The sequence below is a fragment of the Mesorhizobium sp. genome (genome assembly GCF_004962925.1).
In the GTDB taxonomy this organism is placed as follows: domain Bacteria; phylum Pseudomonadota; class Alphaproteobacteria; order Rhizobiales; family Rhizobiaceae; genus Mesorhizobium.
The window spans coordinates 13,064-33,998 of sequence record NZ_SUEO01000042.1 but is presented as its reverse complement, the minus strand read 5'-3'; the positions used below and the strand labels follow the sequence as shown (position 1 = coordinate 33,998).

16 protein-coding genes and 4 pseudogenes are annotated in these 20,935 nt (G+C 58.9%); 8 read left to right on the top strand and 12 right to left on the bottom strand.

Annotated elements, in window-relative coordinates; genetic code table 11:
* Positions 1 to 966, top strand: a 966-nt coding sequence (locus E5W87_RS11560; RefSeq protein WP_367118817.1) for an IS110 family transposase, incomplete at its 5' end; no start/stop codon positions are given.
* 28 nt (positions 967 to 994) lie between these two features.
* Here E5W87_RS11560 and E5W87_RS11555 read toward each other — a convergent pair.
* From E5W87_RS11555 to E5W87_RS11535, 5 genes and pseudogenes are all read right to left on the bottom strand, one after another.
* A pseudogene (locus E5W87_RS11555) lies at positions 995 to 1,893 on the bottom strand (IS3 family transposase); the annotation flags it as partial.
* Between the two features lie 255 nt (positions 1,894 to 2,148).
* Positions 2,149 to 3,183 (bottom strand): LLM class flavin-dependent oxidoreductase, encoded by a 1,035-nt coding sequence (locus E5W87_RS11550; protein ID WP_095517131.1) that lies wholly within the window; start codon positions 3,181 to 3,183, stop codon positions 2,149 to 2,151.
* 27 nt (positions 3,184 to 3,210) lie between these two features.
* Complete coding sequence (hisC, locus tag E5W87_RS11545; protein WP_292397112.1) at positions 3,211 to 4,407, bottom strand: histidinol-phosphate transaminase; 1,197 nt, start codon at positions 4,405 to 4,407, stop codon at positions 3,211 to 3,213.
* Between the two features lie 173 nt (positions 4,408 to 4,580).
* Positions 4,581 to 4,813, bottom strand: a pseudogene (locus E5W87_RS11540) (IS21 family transposase); the annotation flags it as partial.
* A 428-nt stretch (positions 4,814 to 5,241) separates the two neighbouring features.
* Positions 5,242 to 5,610 carry a hypothetical protein gene (locus E5W87_RS11535; RefSeq protein WP_206072932.1) on the bottom strand — a complete coding sequence of 123 codons (369 nt, stop codon included), beginning with the start codon at positions 5,608 to 5,610 and terminating at the stop codon, positions 5,242 to 5,244.
* Positions 5,611 to 6,759: 1,149 nt separating this feature from the next.
* On the opposite strand from E5W87_RS11535, the gene E5W87_RS11530 reads away from it, so the two are divergent.
* Positions 6,760 to 7,293, top strand: a complete 534-nt coding sequence (locus tag E5W87_RS11530; protein ID WP_029356553.1) for a peroxiredoxin — start codon at positions 6,760 to 6,762, stop codon at positions 7,291 to 7,293.
* 69 nt (positions 7,294 to 7,362) lie between these two features.
* The gene (gene rpoN, locus E5W87_RS11525) at positions 7,363 to 8,796 is read left to right on the top strand and encodes an RNA polymerase factor sigma-54 (RefSeq protein WP_095484285.1); all 1,434 of its coding nucleotides are present in this window, start codon (positions 7,363 to 7,365) and stop codon (positions 8,794 to 8,796) included.
* On the opposite strand, the gene E5W87_RS11520 is transcribed toward rpoN, so the two are convergent.
* The 6 genes and pseudogenes from E5W87_RS11520 to E5W87_RS11495 form a co-directional block, all read right to left on the bottom strand.
* Entirely contained in the window at positions 8,793 to 9,419 is a 627-nt protein-coding gene (locus E5W87_RS11520; RefSeq protein ID WP_063169382.1) for a nitrogen fixation protein NifQ, read from the bottom strand. The genes rpoN and E5W87_RS11520 overlap by 4 nt on opposite strands.
* Complete coding sequence (locus E5W87_RS11515; RefSeq protein WP_024505249.1) at positions 9,406 to 10,458, bottom strand: LLM class flavin-dependent oxidoreductase; 1,053 nt, start codon at positions 10,456 to 10,458, stop codon at positions 9,406 to 9,408. Before E5W87_RS11515 ends, E5W87_RS11520 begins: the two co-directional genes overlap by 14 nt.
* A 138-nt stretch (positions 10,459 to 10,596) precedes the next feature.
* Entirely contained in the window at positions 10,597 to 12,198 is a 1,602-nt protein-coding gene (locus E5W87_RS11510; protein WP_095484284.1) for an SDR family oxidoreductase, read from the bottom strand.
* A gap of 148 nt (positions 12,199 to 12,346) precedes the next feature.
* Positions 12,347 to 12,934 carry a nuclear transport factor 2 family protein gene (locus E5W87_RS11505; protein ID WP_245329807.1) on the bottom strand — a complete coding sequence of 196 codons (588 nt, stop codon included), beginning with the start codon at positions 12,932 to 12,934 and terminating at the stop codon, positions 12,347 to 12,349.
* Positions 12,935 to 13,072: 138 nt separating this feature from the next.
* Positions 13,073 to 13,195 (bottom strand): annotated as a pseudogene (locus tag E5W87_RS11500) (ferredoxin); the annotation flags it as partial.
* Between the two features lie 29 nt (positions 13,196 to 13,224).
* Positions 13,225 to 14,403: a cytochrome P450 gene (locus E5W87_RS11495; protein ID WP_164759124.1), complete on the bottom strand. Its 1,179-nt coding sequence runs from the start codon at positions 14,401 to 14,403 to the stop codon at positions 13,225 to 13,227.
* Positions 14,404 to 15,336: 933 nt separating this feature from the next.
* Between E5W87_RS11495 and E5W87_RS11490 the strand changes: the two genes are divergently transcribed.
* Positions 15,337 to 15,672: a hypothetical protein gene (locus tag E5W87_RS11490; RefSeq protein WP_127294325.1), complete on the top strand. Its 336-nt coding sequence runs from the start codon at positions 15,337 to 15,339 to the stop codon at positions 15,670 to 15,672.
* A gap of 219 nt (positions 15,673 to 15,891) precedes the next feature.
* Positions 15,892 to 17,124 (top strand): MFS transporter, encoded by a 1,233-nt coding sequence (locus E5W87_RS11485; RefSeq protein WP_292397106.1) that lies wholly within the window; start codon positions 15,892 to 15,894, stop codon positions 17,122 to 17,124.
* A 264-nt stretch (positions 17,125 to 17,388) separates the two neighbouring features.
* Here E5W87_RS11485 and E5W87_RS11480 read toward each other — a convergent pair.
* Positions 17,389 to 18,420 (bottom strand): annotated as a pseudogene (locus tag E5W87_RS11480) (hemin-degrading factor); the annotation flags it as partial.
* A gap of 586 nt (positions 18,421 to 19,006) precedes the next feature.
* On the opposite strand from E5W87_RS11480, the gene E5W87_RS11475 reads away from it, so the two are divergent.
* Genes E5W87_RS11475 through nifS form a run of 3 tightly spaced genes read left to right on the top strand, consistent with a single transcriptional unit; the run spans position 19,007 to position 20,883 of the window.
* Positions 19,007 to 19,324: an iron-sulfur cluster assembly accessory protein gene (locus E5W87_RS11475; RefSeq protein WP_095484279.1), complete on the top strand. Its 318-nt coding sequence runs from the start codon at positions 19,007 to 19,009 to the stop codon at positions 19,322 to 19,324.
* A gap of 17 nt (positions 19,325 to 19,341) precedes the next feature.
* Positions 19,342 to 19,659 carry a hypothetical protein gene (locus E5W87_RS11470; protein ID WP_292397103.1) on the top strand — a complete coding sequence of 106 codons (318 nt, stop codon included), beginning with the start codon at positions 19,342 to 19,344 and terminating at the stop codon, positions 19,657 to 19,659.
* A gap of 12 nt (positions 19,660 to 19,671) precedes the next feature.
* The gene (nifS, locus tag E5W87_RS11465) at positions 19,672 to 20,883 is read left to right on the top strand and encodes a cysteine desulfurase NifS (protein ID WP_095484278.1); all 1,212 of its coding nucleotides are present in this window, start codon (positions 19,672 to 19,674) and stop codon (positions 20,881 to 20,883) included.
* Positions 20,884 to 20,935 lie beyond the last annotated feature (52 nt).

Here is a 20,935-nt window from a genome sequence, read left to right as displayed (position 1 = left end):
AAGGTGAAGACCGACATGATCGACGCCACTGTCCTTGCGAAGCTTTATGCCTCGGGCTTTCTGCCGGAGGTCTGGGTCCCAGACCCTGAGACGCTTGCGCTTCGAAGACAGGTCACCAGGCGCACACAGCTGGTTCGCCAGCGTTCGCGGCTGAAGAACCTGATCCAGTCAATCCTCCACGCCCACCTGATCCCGCCGTGTCCGCATGGGAACCTCGTCGGGATCAGCGGGCGCAAATGGCTGGCGAGGCAAATATTGCCTGCCGATGAGCGCGCCGCCATCGAGCGCCACCTCGGCTTGATTAACCAGGTCAACGAGGCGTTGACGGTGGTCGAGGCGGATATCGCGGTGCATGCCCTCCAGGACCCGACAATCCGCCGCCTAATGACGTTGCCCGGGCTCGACGTCACCGTGGCTGCGAGCGTTGCCGCGGCAATCGGCGACATTCGTCGCTTCAGCGATCCACAGAGGCTTGTCGCCTATCTTGGCCTCAATCCCAGCGTGCGGCAGTCCGGTGAGGGACCGGCCTATCATGGACGCATAACGAAGCAGGGCCGAGGGCATGCACGGGGAATGCTGGTCGAGGCGGCATGGGCGGCTGCCCGCTCACCGGGTCCTCTGCGCGCCTTCTACAAGCGGATCGCCTCGCGTCGCGGGAAGCATATCGCGGCCGTCGCCACCGCGCGCAAGCTTGCGAAGATCATCTGGCACATGCTGAGCAAAAATGCCGACTACATCTGGGCCCGGCCGGCCTTACTCGCCCGCAAGTTCAGATCGGTCGAGCTGCGTGCCGGCCTCCCTATGAACCATGCCAGGCGCGGCACCGCCTTCGACTACAACATCCCGGCCAAGCGCGCCGAAGAACGATCCCAAGTCGAAAAGGCAGAAGCTGCCTATGCAGCAGAGACTTCCCGATGGCGAACGAGGCCGGAAAGGCAGAAGGCTGTGGAAAAAGCGGCCGAATGAGAAGAAGGGGCTATTCTACAACATCCGTCTGCATCGGCTTGGCGGGCGCAATGTAATGCCATTCGACGCGGTTCTGATCCGCCCAGGGGAGGATGGCGTTCGAGGTGAACTCGCTGCCATTGTCGCTGACGATCATCCTGGGCCGGCCGCGCTCTTGATGAGCCGGTCCAATTCGCGGCAACCCGCATGCCCGAGAGAGACGTATCAACGATGAGTGCGCAGGCACTGTCTCGTGCAGTCGTCGACGACGGCCAGGATGCGGAAGCGGCGCCCGTCGGTGAGCTGGTCCGATACGAAGTCGAGCGACCAGCGCTCGTCGGGCCTCAGCGGCACCAGCATCGGCGCCCTGGTCCCGATCGCCCGCTTGCGGCCGCCACGGCGGCGAACGGCGAGCTTCTCCTCCCGATAGAGCCGGAACAGCCTCTTGTGGTTCACGACCAGGCCCTCCCGCCTCAGCATCACGAGAAGACGCCGGTAGCCGAACCGGCGTCGCACCTGCGCGATCGCCTTCATCCGCTCGCGAACCTCGCGGTCGTCCGGCCTGCTGGTCTGGTAGCGAACCGTCATGCGGCAACAGCCGATGGCTTTACACGCCCGCCGTTCGCTCATCCCGAAGCCTTCCTTCAGGCGAGCGACAGCTTTCCGCTTGGCCGCGGGCGTCACCATTTCTTTCCCACAAGGTCCTTCAACGCGGCATTGTCGAGCATGGGGTCGGCCAGAAGCCGCTTCAGCCGCGTGTTCTCGTCCTCCAGAGCCTTCAGGTCGCCGAGCCTCGGACACATCCATCCCGCCGAAGCGGGCCTTCCAGTTGTAGATCGAGGCGTCGCTGACCCCGTGCTTGCGGCACAGATCGCCAACCGATACCCCGGCCTCGTGTTTCTTCAAAATTCCGATGATCTGCTCTTCAGAGAAGCGGCTGCGTTTCATGTCCTGGTCCTCTGGATGGGCCAGAACGAACTTCAAACCGGATTAGATCAGAGGGGCAAGGTCAGGACGCCTCGGCGCGGTCGTCGACCTCTTCACCCCAGCCGAATGTGCCAACTACTTCACAGCCGCAGGATATGACCTGGATCAGATAGGACGTGCTCCAATGGTTTACACCTGACACAGGAGTCCGGCCCCCACAACCGTTTCGCAATGAGGAGCAGCGCTGCCGCTGCTCCTCCAATCACACGACGGATTTCACGATGCGCCAACTCGAGCCATGATTTCGGATCGAATGGTCGATGCGGTGTATAGGGACGCATCCAGCGGCAAATCCCCAAATGCCAGTTGACACAGAAGATAATTAGCACCTGCCTCTTCCAACTGATCAAGGAGAGCTTTTCGGACAGAAGCTGCCGTTCCCACGACGCACAATTCACTTTCAATTGCTGCATCGAAGTTCAGAGGCAAGTTTGGTGGAGTGGGAATGGCATTTAGTTCGTATAGAAATTTGAAGCTCTTGAGCCATCGTTCATAGGCAGGTGCTGCGAGCAAATACGCATCTGTTTCAGAACGCTCTATCACCACCATTCGGAGCAATCCAAGAAATGGCGCTTGGTGGCCAATGTCAGCATCGTGAATTCGGGCGGCGCGGAACGCGTCGGTAACGCTGCGAACAGAAGTGGAAGGTCCGACGCAGGCGATGTTTGCCCCATTCGCGGCGGCCCAGCTAGCCGGCTCGGGTCGATTGGTGGCGATCCATGTCGGCGGATGGGGATATTGGTGAGGTCTCAACGTCAGCGGAACGTCTTTCAACTCAAAGTGGCGGCCCTCATAAGAAAGCGTCCCGCCTTTCATTGCATTGATGAGAATCTCGCTGGCCTCCGCATACTGTTCTGGTGCTGCTTCTACAGCAACCCCGAAGTATCCCAATTCAGTCGGAGCAGAGCCGCGCCCTATGCCGAGTTCAAGCCTGCCGCCGCTCAACTGATCAAGCATGCAGATCTCCTCGAAGGCACGCAGCGGATGATAGAGCGCAAGTAGCATTACCATGGGACCAACACGAAGACTGCGGGTTCGCTGGGCGACGCTCGCTAAGAACAAATTCGGTGATGGACCTCTGCCATGCGGCGTACAGTGGTGCTCTGCGAGATGATACGCATAAAAGCCATAGCCATCGCACGCTTCTGCTAGGCTCAGCCGATCTGCATATTGTTGGGCGATGTCATCGCCGTTTTCGTCCAGATGATCGAAGATGCCGAAGGTCAGGCCCGAAGCGAAAATTTTCTTCAATTAATTATTCTCCAAATTACCTATGATTTATCCACTATTGGAAACATCATAACTCACAACACATCGACACTTATTACTTGATACATTTCCAAAGCAATGTGAATTGACTTCATGCTTGTGCATACCGCGATTCCTCTTAAAGTTCATACAGACGTGTTTGGCGGCAGCAAGGAATTTGTCCATCTGCTCTGTGGTGCCAATGCTGACGCGAATGCAGTTCTTCAAATCTATGTCAGGAAAGCTGGCGATGAGGATCTTCTGCTCTTTCAACGCGGCTTGCCAGCATGAGCCCTCCTGTCCCGCCGGCACACGGGCCAGCAAAAAGTTTGCGTGGGAGGGTGTTACTGAAAAGCCAAGTTGCAACAGCGCCAGGGTCACTCGCTGTCGTTCATGCTTGATGTGCCTGTGGTTCTCTTCGTAGGCGTGGCGATGCGCAAGAATGCTTTTCCCGACCGCCTGCCCGATCACGTTCATGTTGAAGACATTCTGGATGTTGCGCAGCCTGCCAATGATTTCTGGGTGACCGAAACCGAAGCCGACTCGCACGCCAGCGGCAGCATAGCTCTTTGAAAAAGTCCTCAAGATCAAAAGATTCGGATGTCTATTGACGAGGCGCAGGGCATGGTCGGGTGCGAAGTCAACGTAGGCCTCATCCAAGACGATCAAGCGATCTGCTTGCTCCACAAGGCGTTCGATTTCGGCCACCGGCACGAATGTTCCGGTCGGATTGTTCGGATTAGCCAACAGAATGAACTTCGCGTCTTTTGCGGGGCCGGACAGCAGTTTTTCTATCGGCAGGGGATGAGCTTCGCTCGATGCGATTTCGAGAAACTCGGCACCCTGCAACATGGCAAGTTTACGGTTGAACGAAAATCCGGGCGACAGCATCGCCACTCTATCTCCTGGGGCGAGGAAAGCTCTGTAGATGAGTCCGAGCAGCTCCGACGAACCGTTGCCGGCAATCACCTGATCTTCGGAAAATCCGTAAGCATCGGAGGCAGCTGCCCTTAAGCTGAGATTGTCGTCTTCCGGATAAAGATACTGGTGTTCGATCGCAGCAATTGCACTTTGCATTACGCTCTTCGGCAACGGAAACGGGTTCTCGTTCGTATTTAGCTTAACGCAATTTGCATCCGTCGCTGGTCCGTTGGACGAGAGAGCATCTAATTTGCTGGCCACCGGCGAAAAAAGCGAAAGCACGGTCTTCAGTTTTGCATCGCACATGTTCTTCTCCGTTTTTCAGTCCCGCAGGGCATGTGACATGAGGCAATCGTTGATCGTGACTTGATCGACGTTCGGCTATATCAGCGCTGCCTTCCCACCCTGGTGGGGATCGCCGACCACGGTTTGGATTTGACACCGGGAAGCTGTCGAGAACCTGATGACGACCCAACGTGTGGCCGACGGCCGATTCGGCCCAACAGACGGTGTTTCAACATCGCATCGTCGTCAAAGCCGCATGCAGGGCCAGCACGACAGCCCGCCTCCAGCGCCCGCAGAAATAGGTGGAAACCGAGGTCTTGCCGAACATCAGTTGCTCTGCCACCTCGCCCACCAGACTGCCCTGTTTATGGGTCAGGCGCAGGGTATCTCTGACGCTCGTTCGTCTTGCTTGCTTCCGTCTTGGCATGGGCTCTCTCGGTTCGCTTGATGAGAGAGCCAAATACCGGCTCATCTGAGCATGAGACGCGGGCCTGACGATATGGAGCGTCTCTGGTGGCGCGCGTAGCCAAGAGGGTTCGCCTCGCTGGCGGGCATGCAAGACGGCGCACCTCCTTGGCCATCCTGTCCCATCGTCTCAGATCGTGAGGCGCACCTTATAGTCGGTGAGGAGATCTTGCAGGGTCAGGATACGCCCTAGCCCTTAAGGTTGTTGGTCGCACCGAGCAAGCGCGGGACCTGTCGACGGACAACAGCGGTGCCACTGCCGCACTAGGTCGTCCAGCACCGCAGTGAACCGCGTACGTAGCATTTTGTCGTAGGCGGCATCCTGGATAGCCGGATACGGGCTCTTCACCCGCTGCACCACCGATTGCGGGATGATGTCGCGAGAAACATTCATGGGTTTCGTGAAAAAAGTGTACCCGCCGAAGAGCCCCACTCGCGTGGGCGGTGCAGCACCACCTCGGTGTCACTGCTCGTGTCGAAGCGATGGCCTAGGCCGGCCAGCTGTTGACGCAGCTCGCGGTAGTTGTAAGTCTCACCCGTGTAGACGAGCACCAAGTCAGGTCGGCCATCCTCCTGGAGCATCATCGGCTGACGGCCGCCCTGGATATCGATGATTGCCAGGTGTGGTGTCCCAGCGCCGCAGGCCCGCCGATCCAAGTCCCCTCGTCGTCCGGACCGCGGTTCGCCATGGTGGCCGTCATATCGGCAAGCTCCCTTCGCGCGTCGGGACCTCCGAGGTCTCGATTGAAGTCGATCCATTCACAGATGCCGCACAGATTTTGGCTCCCTCCTGAGATAACTGTCGCCGCATTTGGGGCGAAGCAGATATTATGCCAGTGGGAAACCATTCGAGGCAAAGTGACGGATCTAGCCCAGCTACGATCCGCATCCGACATTGTCGGACATCGGACAGCACCGCGATTCGCTGCATAGGAAGGCTGGAGTCGCGATTTCCCTAGGGGAATCAGCGCATGAAAGGAGAGCTGGGTCGTGTCGGCCGAAATGAGAAATTGCTCCCCCTTATTGCCTCACCGAGGAATGTTACCGAGCGCGATAGGACGGACATGCCCTATCTCCCCCCGTTGCAGCTGAGGGAGATAGGGGCCAGCTCTTCATCCAACCGCCATGGAGGATGATCAGCCCAGCCATTTCCATGCGCCAGGCCTTCACAAGCCGTGCACCATTCAGGTTCTTTTCCTTGAAGCGCGACTATCCTTGTCAGACGTCGCAACACTTGCTGCCGAGAGCACGAGCTCTTCCTCGAGCATGCCTTGATCTGCGCCTCGAACGGCTCGCACATGCTGGGTCTCAACGACTTCGCAGAGGTTGATATTCTGCAGTGACTTTCGTCTCGCTGCTGCAGGGCATTGACGCTGGGAGCCATGCTCGCGTGGCGCAATTGTGCTGAAGCCGGTGCCCACGGCAACGTTTCTTAACCCGCCCCAGGTCCTGGCGTTTGGCTAATTCCCGACATTCGTGTCCGGCTTCGGACAAAGGCCGGGTTTGCCGAACGGAGTCGCACCCAATTTCCAGTGCTGCTTGAGCAATAATATCGACCGGCATTACTGCACAACACGAAAGTTGCTGCAAAAACCGAAGTGAACCCAAGGCATCGGGTCAATTGGCATGGCGCTTGCGACTCGGTCGATAGAACGCAGTCAAAACCACGTTTGGAGACCATGCCTACCTCTCAAAGCTCGATAAAGCCCGCGAGCAAACATTCCCCGTCTCCGCGGAAAACTGGAAGCTCGTCGCCGTTAAACGTCCCTGCTCGGGGGCGGTCTTGCACAAGACCTGTCCGAGGCAACCACGCCAAGGCGCGAGGCTGCCGGAACTGTCGACGGAAGTCGATGCCGCTTCAGTTTAACCGAAAGATGCACCGTACCACTTTGGCCTGGGAGCAAATTAATGACCGATAGAAAGAACGTTCCTCTCGTGACCTTTCGCACGCGTGTTCGCGATGAGTCGATCGGGGGGCCAAATCCTTATCGGTGGGAGAACAAGACCTCCGACGATTATTTCGGGGGCAAGCGCGTTATCCTGTTCTCGCTGCCTGGCGCCTTCACCCCGACCTGCTCGACCTTCCAACTGCCCGATTTCGAAAAACTCTATGATCAATTTCTGGAACTGCGAATTGACGCGATCTACTGCGTCTCAGTCAACGATGCTTTCGTCATGAATGCGTGGGGAAAGTCCTTGGGGCTGCAGAAGATCGAGCTGATCCCAGACGGGTCGGGCGAGTTCACGCGCAAGATGGGCATGCTGGTCGCGAAGGACAATCTGGGCTTTGGAATGCGCTCCTGGCGATACGCCGCTCTGATCGACGATGGCGTGGTGGAGCAGTGGTTCGAGGAGGAAGGCTTCTGTGACAACTGCGAGACGGACCCCTATGGCGTTTCATCCCCGCAAAACGTTCTCGACAAACTGAAGGCGGCGGCATGACCCAGAAGTGGCAAGTCTCACACAACCCCAGCACACACTAGAGCCTCCTCGGCAGATTACCGGTTCAACATGCATCTCTCAGCAAGCCTGCTTCAACGCCAGAAGCAACGTATGGTCTTATCGCCTCAAGCCATTGAAGCTATTCGCTTGCTGCGATTGACGCATACTGAACTCCATCAGCTCGTGGAGCAGGCACTCGAGAAGAACCCCGTTTTGAAGCCTGACCCGTTTGACGACGTTTCGCCGCTGCCAGGGGAGGATCAGCGGAGCAGTCAAAGCAGAAGCGAAATCGGCGAATCGCCCATTGGCGGGCCGTCTGGCGGGCGCGGGCAATGGAAGTCGCAACGCAGTAGCGGCAACGATCGACCTGCCGTCGAGGAGTTTACCGCCCACACCGAAACATTGCACGACCATGTCGCCCGCCAAGTCGCCCTCACCCCGTTCACCCCCCAGGAGCGGCTGATTGCCGGACAGCTCGCCGCCCATCTGGAGGACACTGGCTATCTTCAGGTAAACCTTTTCGATCTGGCCAGGAGGTTAAACGTTCGGCAAGCTGATGTGGAACGGGTCATCGGAATCTTGCAGCAATTTGATCCGCCGGGGATTTTTGCGCGAACTCTCAGCGAATGCCTGGAGATTCAGCTGCGCCAGCAAGACCGGTTCGACCCGGCTATGGCAGCTTTGGTCGCCAATCTCGAGATGCTTGCACGGGGGGATTTTCAGGGATTGAAGCAGCGTTGCGGAGTCGACGAGGAGGATCTCCTCGACATGAGGAACGAAATCCGCGCGCTCGATCCCAAGCCTGGAGACCGGTTCCAGTCCGGGACGCCGGAAACCATCGTACCGGACGTCTGGGTAATGCCCAAGTCCGAAGGTGGATGGCGGGTGGAGCTTGATCCGGCCACGCTGCCCAAAGTGTTGATCAACCACACCTATATCGCCGAAATCTCGCAGCTGACCAATCAAAATCCGGAAGGCAAAGCGTTTCTCGACCATTGCCAGGAAAAAGGGAACTGGCTGATCAGCAGTCTCAAGCAGCGCGCTAAGACGATCCTTAAGGTTGCGACCGAAATCGTGCGCCAGCAGGATGCCTTTTTTACACACGGCGCCGCCCATCTGCGGCCTCTCTGTCTCAAAAATGTCGCTGACGAGATCGGCATGCACGAGTCGACGGTAAGCCGGGTGACTTCGAACAGGTACATGTTGACTCCGCGCGGGGTGTTCGAGCTGAAGTATTTTTTCGCTGCGCCAATCGCATCCTGCGAGGGCGGCGACGCGCACTCCGCCAAAGCTGTCCGCCATCGGATCAAGGCAATCATAGCCGAAGAATCGCTCGACAAGGTACATTCCGACGAAGACATCGTTGCTAAACTCAAGGAGACCGGCATCGATGTCGCTCGCCGTACCGTCACCAAATATCGCGAGGCGATGAACATCCCTTCCTCCATACGACGGCGCCGCGAAAAGCGTTTGTCCGCAGTTGCGATCAAGCGAAGTGACTAACCGACATTCGTGGTCGGCGAGAGGCGACTCTCAACTTCCTCCGGGCCGAAGCAGCTTTCGAAGTCATGGCATTCCCCGCAACTGGGTGCTGTGCATGACGAAAAGCCTTCGGCCTCACACAGCTTGCGGTAAAAGTACTTTTTCCATTTCATGTTTTCTGTGTTGCCTGCCGCCAGCGCGGGAAAATGTCTGGCAAGCAGGCGGCTGAGCTCAGCGCGATTTGAGAGGCCAAGATCCCGCCAAAGATGGTCCATGCGCATCGCACGCCGGGCGATGATCTTGGCCAAGCGGGCGCTCGCCGGGTCGGCCGGCGCAGCATGCGCTAGCAGCAGCCGGCGTAGCAGCTCCTCTTCCAGTTCCGGCTCGGGCTCGCTCAACTCCTCCAAAGCGAATACGCTGCTGGAGGTAGACGGGAAAGTTGCGGCCAAGACATCACGCAATTCGACAGACGAAAGGCCTGTCCCCTCCGTCGCCAACACCTCGCCCGCCTGGACCTCCTCAAGCGAACGTGAATGTACGCAGGGCAGCACATGCTGATCGAAGCTCCTCCCTAGCTCGGACCCACGCCATTGCGCGCTGGATAGGCAGCCATCATCGTAACGGCCGGCTTCAGCTTCCGGCATGACAAAGCGCCTTGTTGACCGCAGGGATGATCTTGTCGCCCCAGAGCTCGATCTGGCGCAGCATCGTCTTTTGGTCGAAGTCGCCCAATTGAGTCTGAACTGCGATCTGGTCCGGTTTCAAGATATCGATCTCTTCCAGCAGGCGATCAATCACGCGATTTACGCTGCCAATCGGCAAATTTTTGCGCATGGTCTCGAAGGACAGATCCTGCTGGGTCGGTGTCTCCTGCAGCAGGTAGCCATCGTGGCTCTGTTGGCGGCGCTGATGCAGGGCTTCAGAAAGCCGGCGCTGGAAGCGGGCATTGTCGAGATAGCTGTTGATCTCCAACTCGTCGTGGCTGGCATAGCAGCAGCGCAGCAGCGATATCTTGACGTCGGTGACGTTCTTTTCCTCGGATGCCGCCGCCCTCTCGACTGATTCACGCAGTGTGGTCAAAGTCTCTAAGCCGTCGTGGAAGGCTGTGACAAAAAAATTGTGCCCCTCGCGGTAGGCCCGAGCCATCCGTGCGGCTCCGCCAGCGATCCAGATAGGCGGCGTCGGCTGCTGGACTGTGCGGACCGAAATCGCTGTTGGGGGGATCTTCTCATACTGGCCGTCGTGTTCGAAGACGTTTTGGTTGAGGCCCTTGAGAATGATGTCCAGGTATTCCGAAAAGACGGCCGGCGCCTCATCGATGTCCACGCCGAACCGTTCGAACTCGAACTGCTGGTATCCCAAGCCTACGCCGAGCTCGAGACGGCCGTTCGCAACGATGTCGGCGAAGCCGATCTCGGACAGCAGGCGCTGCGGTTGGTAAAGCGGCAGCACGCAGACGGCAGTGCCCAGGCGAATCGTGCTTGTCAAGCCGGCGCAGTGCGCCACCATCATCAGCGGGGATGGTATGAGGCTGTAATTGTTGAAGTGGTGCTCAGCAAACCACGCGGTGTTGAACCCAGCCTGCTCCGAAGCGACGGCCTGTTCGATGGAGTTGCGGATGACGCTTTCTGAGGATTGGTGATAGCCGCGCTGGGCGGCCAGAATGAAAGTGGCAAATTCCATGATTTCTCCTCGTTATAGACACGTCAGCCGACCGGGAATGTGCTCCGCATGCGCAGGCTTGGATCTCAAGCACCTCGGGTGCGTCGTGGAGCCGAGGCTTCATAATGCTCGGCCGGTCGCCCTGCGAATGCCTGGCAATTAACCTGCGGCCTCCGCAAAACATTCGTCATAGAGTTCGCTGGCGTTTCCCGCATCACCGAACGAGGTCCAGCCGCCGTCCACGTAGAGGATCGAGCCGTTGATATATGAGGCGTCAGACGAAGCAAGGAAGAACGATGCATCTGCGACGTCTTCTGGCCGTCCCATCCTGCCCATGGGGATGCGTCGTCCGATTGCTGCCAGGTCGATGCGGCCGGCTTTGGCCAACTGAGCAAGTGCGGGCGTGCGGATGTGGCCAGGAGCGACGGTGGCTGTCCGAATTCCGACCGGGCCGAGTTCGGCCGCCATGCAACGGGTCAGCATATCCATCCCCGCCTTGGAGGCGCCGTAGGCATGGCGCGGCGCGAACGGCAGAAAGCTGTCGATCGACCCGAGATTGAGGATCACGCCGCCCGGGCGCATAGCCTTGATCGCTTCGCGCGCGCAGGTGAAGGCGCCGGTAAGGTTGACATCCAGGACGTGTTCGAGCTGGTTCGACAGTTGCTCGATCGCAGGCACAATCCTGTCGGCGGTATCAGCACTATTGACCAGAACATCGATATACCCGAAGCGTCGCCTCAGTTCTTCGAACATCGACACCACATCGCTCTCGACGGCCACGTCCAGCGATTTCGCCAGATGCTTGCCGGGGAGCGATGTAGCCAGCTCTGCCGCTGCAGTGCCATCTTTATCAGCAATCACGACGGTGTCGCCGTTGGCGGCAAAGCGGCGAGCGACGGCCGCGCCAATGCCTTTTGCGCCACCGGTGACGAGCACGATTCGCGCATCTGTGCATTCGGCCGGACAGGAGAGCTCGGCTTGGAGCGCACCATCCACCGGCGGGTGAGCATCCCCCGGCTGGTTGAATGACATCCAGCCTCCGTCGACTGCCAGCACCGAGCCGGTGATGTAGCGCGCCTGCGTGCTGCTCAGAAAACGCACGACCCTGGCGATCTCGTCGGGGCGAGCCAAGCGCCCCATCGGCACGCGGCGGCGTATCGCCGCGAGGTCCATTTTGCCAGCGCGTGCCAGTTCTGTGACCATTGGGGTGCGGACGGAGCCCGGCGCCACCGCCGTGACGCGGATTCCTCGCATAGCCCACTCGCATGCAAGGGACTTTGTCAACGAGATCACGCCAGCTTTCGAGGCTGCGTAGGCGTTGCGCCTGGGATTGCCGACCACGCCCGCCATCGAAGCCACATTGACGATCGCACCGCCAGGCCTCATGCGCCGCGCCGCTTCCCGGGCCATAACGAATGGCCCAATAAGGTTCACTGTCACGCCGCGTCGGAAGGTATCGACAGCGGTGTCGATGATCCTATCCATCGTGGGCCCAACCGCCGCATTGTTGATGAGGACATCGATTTGCGCGAACCGTGCTTCGACCTGGCCGAAAAGTGAGAGCATGTCCTTCTCTCGCGACACATCGCACTCCAGACCGACGTGCGGCGACCCGAGATCCCGAGCCAGTTCAACCACACCACTGCCCGGAAGGTCCACCGCAACTACAGTGTCTCCGTCCGCGGCAAGGATATCGACCAGGGCACGGCCGATCCCGCCCGCAGCGCCTGTGATGATTACGGTGCGTGCTGCCAGTTTCACGAGAGCTTCTCCACGATGACCGCTTGTGATCTCAGCCCATCAACCTTGGGCGGAATGAAGGGTCGAGCCAAATCGTTGCAGTGACCGCCAGTTGCGGCCCCACACAGATGTCGTTCCCGTAAGGCGCTCATCCTCCATTTCTACCCACTTATGCAGCTCCCAGTTGGGGACCCTCGACGCCATCTTGGTCGGTGGGGATGTGACCCTTGAGCAACTGGTAGATGGGATCGTCTGGATGTGGTGCTCCAATCGGCTGTCGCTGGCCGAACCTATCTGCCTCAAGAATCGCTGGCGGGATTTGCTCCTCAACCCAATCGTAGACGACTGTCCGTTCCGCAATTCGCCACTCGTCCTGCCTCTTCTGAAACAGATCGCAGTAACGGCCGCAAAGCAGCGTCTGACGTATTTCTTGGTCTGTATCCGGTCCGCGTTGCAGCGCGGTGAAATAGCTCTCGACCGCGGCCTCTGCTGAACTGATGAAGTCGATCAGGCTGTTCGTGATTTGATGGATGTTACGGTGCCCCGGCAGACCGAGAGCAAATTGGATGAAGTCCTCTGCCGGTCCGCAATAGGGACCGTGCCTGTCATACGCTTCGGGCCAGTATGCGCTACGCAGCGCCGCCTCATCGGCGCGGTCTATCCCGCGGCAGTACCGATACAGGCAGTTGCGGATCGCCTCTCGGTCACGCAGTTCGGTAAGTTTCGCGTGGTCGACAGGGTCTGTCGCGAATTGTATGATTGTTTTGTCCTTCCCGATGCCAGTCTGCACTTTGCGTGTGTCTCTCTCTACAACTGAGTTAGCGGGGGGCTCGTCAACTTCCAGAGCTTGTTCGGGGCAGGCTCGTACCCCTTTTGAGGCAAGCAGTTGCTCCCCATCGGCAACATCAATATCACCGGGCAAGATGTAGCCGGCGTCATCAAGCTTGAAGACTCTCGGCGCCCGCGCCCAGCAGCGCGCATGACCCTGGCATCTGGCTTTATGTACGACGACACGCATAGCGAACTCCAATGTCGTTGGCTGAAACTTCAGGACCAGTCCAGGATCAGATTCTCGATCCCGAACACATGGCCGCCGAAGGTGATAGGTTCAGTCCCTGTCTTGATCCGAAAGGCTGGGATGCGCGCCAGCCACTCCTCCAGGCCAATGACAATCTCCCGCCGGGCAAGGTGTGAGCCAAGACAACGATGGGGACCATAGCCAAAGGCAGCGTGCCGGTTGTCCTCGCGCGCCAGATCGATCTCATTCGGGCATTCGAATTCCGCCGGGTCACGATTGGCAATCATCGTGGCACAGGAAACATAGTCTCCCTTGCGGATCGGCGCGCCTTTGAAGTCGACATCCTTCGTTGCCACTCGGATCATCTGAATGGTCGAATAGGCGCGCAGCAATTCTTCCGCAGCGACGGCAATCCGGTCCGGTTCGCTTCGTAGCAATTCCTGATCTTTGGGGTTGCGCGCGAGATGGGCCAAGTCGAAGCATATGGCTGCTGAGACCGTGTCGAGTCCCGCGACGAACACAAGCACGCCGATGCCACGGACTTCTTCGTCACTGAGCAGACGACCCTCGACCTTTGCCTTCACGATGAAGGTCATGAAATCATCGACCGGCTCCTTGCGGCGCTCGGTGGCAAGTTCGTCGATGAAGGCCACGATCGTCCGGGCTGCGGGTGGTCGTTGCTCCTTATCGCCGTGGAGCAGATCTCTAGCCCAGCCGACAAATGTTTCTAGTCCGTTGTCCGAAAGCCCAATAAAGCGAAGGAAGATATTGACCGCGAACGGAACTGCAAAATCCTTCATGATGTCGCAGCTCGTGCCTGATGCGGCGATCCTGTCGATCAGCTTGATCGCTCGTTCCCGGACAGCCGGCTCCAATGCCATTACCCGCTTTGGCGAAAGCAGCGGATTGAGCAGTGAGCGAAAAACACCGTGGAATGGCGGATCGAGCTCAAGCGGGATCATCGGCCAGCTCTCGCCGAGCACAGAGGCGAAGATGCTGCGATGGCTGGAAAACGTTTCGGTGTCCTGCAGCACCCGGCGCTGGTCGCTCGCGCGAGTGATGACCCAGGTACCCCGACCGTCGCGCGTGTTGCTGGTTGAATAAAAGATCGGAGGCCCGGCATGAACGCAAGCAACCGCTGCATGCGGATCCCCGTTAGCGGTCGGCAACATGCCGGGCGACGTAAACAGGCTGAAGTCCCTCACCATTTCGGGCGGGACATGATCTGGAACCGGCCGCGATTTAACCGCGCCAGAATCGAGAGACCGTTCATGAGATGCTGTCGGCATTTGCATGCAATCGTTGGTGCAAGCTCCGTGCCGAATTCGTCTTTCGATAATCCTTGCTGTTTGCTGGGCAGCAGGTGGCGCCTGCGCTGACTTGCTGGTCGGGATTGCAACATTCTTGTCCAGCGTCGGACACAGAATGTAGAAAGCTAGACACCGACTTGGAGCAACTCAACTGGTGGGATCGCTAGCCGATCATGTGCCCGGGGAGCATCCAGTTCGAAAGCTTGCGCTAAGCGGCTTGGTGACTTGGCCGAGGTCACCCAGGTGGAAATGACCAACACTTGGGGTGAGCCTAGTGGCGCTCCCCTCGATGATGTCTGGCGGGGTGGTTAGCCGCCTCCGTGGGACAAGATCAGTCTACACGAATGGACTATAGCCTCTCCTCGCCTGCCTCATTGGCCGTCCTTCAGAGCCGGCCACACGAGCTTTTGTCTTTCAGCAGGGCGTTTTTCTCGCCAGCTACAGAGCCACACCGACGCCATTAATGAGCGTCCAGTCGACGGGTTGGATGGCCCTGTCCATCTTGCCCAGCACCTTGGGTTCGCATTTGCCGGTGCGGCGGAAGCCTTCAAGACGCAGTTCTTGACCTTCTCCAGATCAGCCTCGGACGGATATCGGCAAGGGTTCAGCTCGTCCTTTTGAACTTGCGCATCTTCGTGTTGGCCAACCCCAGGCCGCCCGACATATTTGCGGTCTATCCGGCACCTCAACTTCGAACAACCTTGCGGCAAGCTCTTGGGATAGCCCACGCTCGTGCCTCCACCACCCGCTCAGCAGAGCCAGATTTGTCGTTGATGGCACGGAACTTGCGCAGTCATTCGCAGATGCGTCACGGACCGAGAGTGTCGTCCCATGAATTCGATCACCAAAAAGGCCGCCCGACGTTGCTGGGACCGCCTGCAATTACCTTATCCCAAAATTGGGAGCAACGGCTTCAAAAGGGATAACTCATCACCTCAATTTTGTCGATCGCGCGGCCATCGAACCGCAGCCATCGATCAGACTTCCGCCTCGTTGCACTCATTGCGACCGCCTTGGTGCTTGCGACAACCGCTCAATTCTGGCTGCCAGGATAACCACATATGGCGACGGAACTTCCTGCTTCAAAGCAATATAGAGATCGTCGATCATCCCCCCATCAAGGCCTCGATCGAGGACACCGCGTTCGGCTTGCTTGGTTCGCAGTGAACAGGCCGCACTTCGACGAATGCGATCGATGCGACCGCGCCGAGAACTCTCCCGCATTGTCGACGGTTGGGTCCGTCGGCCCTCCGATGAGGCCTCGGATGCGTCGGGCGCCGAGGCCTCGACTGATGCCGACTGGCCGCCGCCGGAAGGTCTCGCGGCTTTGATCCCCGGCGATGTAGCCACCCCTGCTGCAACAGCTCCTAGCCGGAGAACTCATTCATGACCGAATCGGCGACAGATTTAGTGGACGCGGCTTTGTTCGACCGAGATCGGCTTGACCCAGAAAGTCCCTATCAACGTTCTGGCCCTGCATGGGGTGCCATCATTTCGCTTTCCTTCGGCACCTTCGGGCTTGTGACGGCAGAGTTTCTGCCCGCCAGCGTTCTGACACCGCTCGCGCATGATCTCCGTATCACCACGGGCACGGCTGGACAGGCGCTAACAGCGACCGCAATCGTCGCGGCGATCTCGGCACCGATAATCGCCATCGTGACAAAGCGTCTGGACCGCAGGGTCGTCATCTGGGCGATGACGCTCCTGCTGATCCTGTCGAACGTTCTGGCGGAGGTTGCGGGGTCGCTGCCGGTTTTGCTGGCGGCACGCGTCGTCCTTGGCATATCGCTTGGTGGTTTTTGGTCAATTTCGGCAGCGTTGGCGATGCGGCTGGTTCCAAGTCACCTCATGCCGCGCGCCATGTCGATCATCCTCACCGGCGTTTCTGTCGCCTCCGTCTGCGCGGCTCCAATCGGCGCTTATGTCGGTGACATTTGGGGATGGCGAGCCTCGTTCAAGGTCGCCGCAATCGTGAGTGCCGTTGCGCTGCTCGTGCAACTCGTAACCATTCCGCCACTGCCTCCGATCGAAGTGCGCAGATTCCGCAGTCCGCTGGACGTCGCGAAGAATCCGGCGATGAAGGTTGCGGTGCTAGTCGTGCTATTGGTCGCTTCCGGCCATTTTGCCAGCTTCGCCTACATCCGCGCCTTTCTCGAGAGCGTTCCTGCGCTCGGCAAGAAGTCGATCCCGCTCGTGTTCCTTGCTTTTGGCACGGCCGGCGTCTTCGGCAATTTAGCCGGCGCATTCCTCACCAAACACAGTCTCAAGGCGGTCGCGGCCCTGCCGCCCCTGCTCATTGCCGTAGCCGCTGTCTCGCTCCTGACTATGGGAGCATCGGCCTTGACCTCGGCAATTGCAGTTGCCGTATGGGGCTTTGCTTTTGGCGCGGTCCCGGTCGGATTGCAGACATGGATGGTGCTACGCGCCGCTCCGAAACAGGCCGAGAGCGCTGGTGTACTGATGGTCATAACCTTCCAAGTGGCCATCGCAGCCGGCACAACTTTCGGTGGCCTATTGGTGGATCACACGGGTATTGCCAGTGTCTTTGTCTACAGCGCGGTTGCTACGTTCCTCGCTGTCTTGACAGTATTTTTGCTCGGCCCGAACCGCAAAACCTGACCGCCTGGTGGGGAGTGACGACGGTCGGCGGCGTTCACGCTATTGTCACCTCTGAGCTCGGCCCAAAGGCCGCGGCTTCGTCGTAACCATGCGGTCGATGGGGCAGCGCCAAATTGCTTCCTGCTCATCGCGTTACGATAATACAGCGCGCTTATTGCGTCATCGTGTCCCCGATCTCGGCTTCAATGCCCGGCTACTGGCTGCGGAGGCAGATGGGCGCCGGCGTCCCACCGACGACGATCGGTCTTTTCTCATGTAGCTGTCGGGGAAACGAGGCAGGTTTTCCGCCAGAACCCGCCAGTCGTCGCGCTCGCGTTCGCCTTCCTTGCGCGCACCGAACAACTGGATGATAATCTTGCCGTCGGACCCATATGCTTCGAGCGAGGTGACGTGACTGTCATTGGTCGGCTTGCGCACGGCCCAAACCTCACGGATTTGGTGGGTCCTGAGATGCAGCCGGAACGTTTCGTCCAGCACATAGATGCACGGCCCGATCTGCTTGACCGACTTGATTAAGCCGGAATGGGTCTGGATAGAACCTCGGTTGCCGACGAAGCACATGATCGGCAATTCGTCTTCGGCCGCACGCTGGAGCACGGCGCCAACTGCGGCATTGTCGAGCAGCCAAGCGTAATCCTGGCCGACCATGCGCAAAGCCTGGCAGCGGCTGAGCTTGAGCGTCTTTAGAAGGTTGACGTCAGTCAGCCGGCTCCAGTGCTCGCGTAGGTCGTCCACCGTGCCGGCCCAGTCCGCAGTCCTCGCGCCCAGGTCGGCTACTCTCGCCTTAAGCGACATGGTCGGCTCCTGGTTGGCGGATACGAGCTCGGCCACCAGCTTTCGATAGGCATGAAGGTTGGAGACCGGCCTGAGATGCACCTTATGCACTGCTGCGCCGGTGGCGTCGAAGAATTGCAAACTGCGCTGGATTCCGCCGCGATGGCGCCTTTCAACAGCGAAACCATACCTCCAAGCCTGCGGGAAGACGCGAAGGTCGAATTCGTCACCAAGGACCATGGCGTGATTGTTGCCGGTTATCACTCTGTTGAAGACGCCAATCTTTTCGTGCACGGCACCTTGATTGCGGGTCAGCGCCGTCACTTCGCCCACGAATTCGAGGCCCGTCAGAAGGTGATTGACGCGCGGGTCGATGCGTGCCGCGCCGAAACCGCAATGGGCCGCGACCAGTTCCGCTTCCGAAATGGCCAATTGGGCGGCGAAATCACGCGCGGGAATGTTCGGACAGACTTCCCACGCACGCCGGATTTCGTTGGGCGACCGCTTCTTGCGCTGATCCATGTTTTTACCCCCGCCCCGTTCTTCTTTTGACGATCGATCGAAAAACGGGCCTCAGGGGTGTGCACGGCGGACGCGATCGATCGTCAGGCACATGCCAGTCGAATCCTGTCTCCGGGCGGTCAGCGGCCAATCGCCGGTAGAGAGCGATTGTTGGGTGGTCGGCGCCAATCGGCCGATCGAGCATTCGGGTACCACCGGCGGTGCTGCTTTCCCACTCAAGGCGGGTCTGATGGATCATATTGCTTTCCTTCGTTCTTCGATTGCGAGGGCAACCCAAAGGTGAATCGGCCGGCAATTTTGCCGCCGCAACGAAGGCTTCACAAAAATCGTGCCAGTTGCTCCGCGGCAAGCTCTGAACATCTTTGGCTCTGTTCATTGCTTTACGCGTGAGTGCATCGCGAACTCAGGCGCCCTTCCTGTGACGCGGACGCGACAAACCCGACAGTAAGTGTCGGTTGTCGGACGTCTCCCCAGCAATCGAGCATAAGAGACGTCGGGATGTCCTACGGTTTTTGACACGTCTTCCCTTTGGCACGGTCCATGCGAGATGATCCGCGAAAACGTCGGACCGAGGAGAAATCGAGCCATGATTACGCTCACCGACAACGCTGTTGCCGCCATCAAGGCCGCTCTTTACCGCGCCAGCGAGCCGGCGGAAGGATTTCGCATCATGGTCCATGCCGGCTGCGCCGGCTTCCAATACTCAATGGGCCTGGAGAGCGTCTCACGTGAGGGCGATGCGATCATCGAGCGAGATGGGCTCAAGGTGTTCATGGATAGAGGCTCCCAACCCCATGCCGCCGGCATGACCGTGGACTTCGTCACTGGGCTCGAAACATCCGGCTTTGTTTTCGATAACCCCAATGCGCGTGAGACGTGCGGCTGCGGCAAGTCCTGCAAATGATTGCGAGGGAACAGGCTATGTTCGACTATAGCGACGCCAAGGAATACTGCGTCGAACTGGTAACCGCCGGCGCTCTGGAACCGGCCGACACGCACTGTCGGCCCGGAACAATTGCGTTCGGTGATGCGCGAAATCGCGATCATCGATCGTTGCCGTGGGCAAGCAAACAAAATTGCCCGAAACAGCTGAATTCCCGGCGGATGCCGCCACCAAAGGGCAATGTCGACAGCGACCGGTCAGCCAAGCCATCGCTCGCCCGGCCGCCCACCTTACCAGATACGATATGCGCCAGAGGTTCAATGGCCCGCCTACCCTTGAATCATTTCAGCAGTTGAAGGATCACTCCCATGAGCCCTGTCTATCTCGACAACAACGCAACGACGCGGGTTGATCCTGCAGTCGTTGGAGCGATGTTGCCTTTCTTTACGGAGCAATTTGGCAATCATTCGTCCATGCACACCTATGGCGCATCGGTTGCTGAAGCCGTGAGAAAGGCGAGGCAACAGTTGCAAGCCCTCATCGGCGCGGGATTCGAGGACGAGATCATCTTCACCTCGGGCGGGACTGAAAGCGACAGTACAGCCATCCTTTCGGCGCTGGAGGTGATGCCCGACCGAACGGAAATAGTGACTTCCGCGGTTGAACATCCGGCCGTTCTGAAGTTGTGCGCGCACCTTGAAAAGACGCGCGGCGTCAAGGTGCACATTATCCCAGTCGATCACCACGGCCGGCTCGACCTGGACGCCTACAGAACCGCCCTCACCCCACAAGTGGCAATCGTCTCGATAATGTGGGCGAACAATGAGACCGGTACGATCTTTCCCGTGGTTAAGCTTGCCGATCTAGCCAGGGAAGTCGGCGCGCTTTTCCACACTGATGCAGTGCAGGCGGTCGGAAGGCTTCCGATTGAGCTGAAATCGACCGCGATCGACATGCTGTCGCTCTCCGCCCACAAGCTGCATGGTCCAAAGGGGATAGGCGCGCTTTATGTAAGACGTGGCGTGCGCTTCTCCTCCATGATCAAGGGTGGGCACCAAGAGCGCGACCGGCGTGCAGGCACTGAAAACACACCCGGCATAGTCGGACTGGGCATGGCGGCCGAACTCGCCTTGAAATTCATGGACGAGACAAAACGAATAAAATGGTTGCGCGACCGCCTTGAGAACGGGATCATCCAGCGCATCCCAAACACATCCATCAACGGCGATCCGCAAGAGCGATTGCCAAACACTGCAAACATTGGATTCGAAGGTATCGAAGGCGATGCAATCCCAATTGTCCTGAGCCGGCTGGGAATCGCCTGTTCCGCCGGGTCCGCCTGTGCCTCTGGCTCACTGGAACCGAGCCATGTTCTGATCGCTATGAACGCGGCATGTGGGGCAGTCCGCTTCTCCTTGTCGCGTGACAACGGCGAAGATGACGTAGACCGCGTGCTTGAGGTCCTGCCTGCGATCACCGAGAAGCTACGGGCCCTTCCCAGTGCTGGACTGTGCGGGCGAGGTGCAGAACAGCTTCATTCCGGCCCGGGTCCGAGCGGCACAATAGCCGACGAGCCGTGAGGTCTTCCTCAACGTGACGACCCTGCGCAATGGAGAGCGGTCAAACCCGGGG

Excerpts from the sequence above, each read along its gene's own strand:
- E5W87_RS11490 (WP_127294325.1), top strand. The coding sequence starts at position 15,337 with ATGAATTCGATCACCAAAAAGGCCGCCCGACGTTGCTGGGACCGCCTG.
- rpoN (WP_095484285.1), top strand. The coding sequence starts at position 7,363 with ATGCATCTCTCAGCAAGCCTGCTTCAACGCCAGAAGCAACGTATGGTC.
- nifS (WP_095484278.1), top strand. The coding sequence starts at position 19,672 with ATGAGCCCTGTCTATCTCGACAACAACGCAACGACGCGGGTTGATCCT.
- E5W87_RS11515 (WP_024505249.1), bottom strand. The coding sequence starts at position 10,458 with ATGGAATTTGCCACTTTCATTCTGGCCGCCCAGCGCGGCTATCACCAA.
- E5W87_RS11495 (WP_164759124.1), bottom strand. The coding sequence starts at position 14,403 with ATGGTGAGGGACTTCAGCCTGTTTACGTCGCCCGGCATGTTGCCGACC.
- E5W87_RS11485 (WP_292397106.1), top strand. The coding sequence starts at position 15,892 with ATGACCGAATCGGCGACAGATTTAGTGGACGCGGCTTTGTTCGACCGA.
- E5W87_RS11470 (WP_292397103.1), top strand. The coding sequence starts at position 19,342 with ATGTTCGACTATAGCGACGCCAAGGAATACTGCGTCGAACTGGTAACC.
- E5W87_RS11520 (WP_063169382.1), bottom strand. The coding sequence starts at position 9,419 with ATGCCGGAAGCTGAAGCCGGCCGTTACGATGATGGCTGCCTATCCAGC.
- hisC (WP_292397112.1), bottom strand. The coding sequence starts at position 4,407 with ATGTGCGATGCAAAACTGAAGACCGTGCTTTCGCTTTTTTCGCCGGTG.
- E5W87_RS11530 (WP_029356553.1), top strand. The coding sequence starts at position 6,760 with ATGACCGATAGAAAGAACGTTCCTCTCGTGACCTTTCGCACGCGTGTT.
- E5W87_RS11535 (WP_206072932.1), bottom strand. The coding sequence starts at position 5,610 with ATGGATCGACTTCAATCGAGACCTCGGAGGTCCCGACGCGCGAAGGGA.
- E5W87_RS11475 (WP_095484279.1), top strand. The coding sequence starts at position 19,007 with ATGATTACGCTCACCGACAACGCTGTTGCCGCCATCAAGGCCGCTCTT.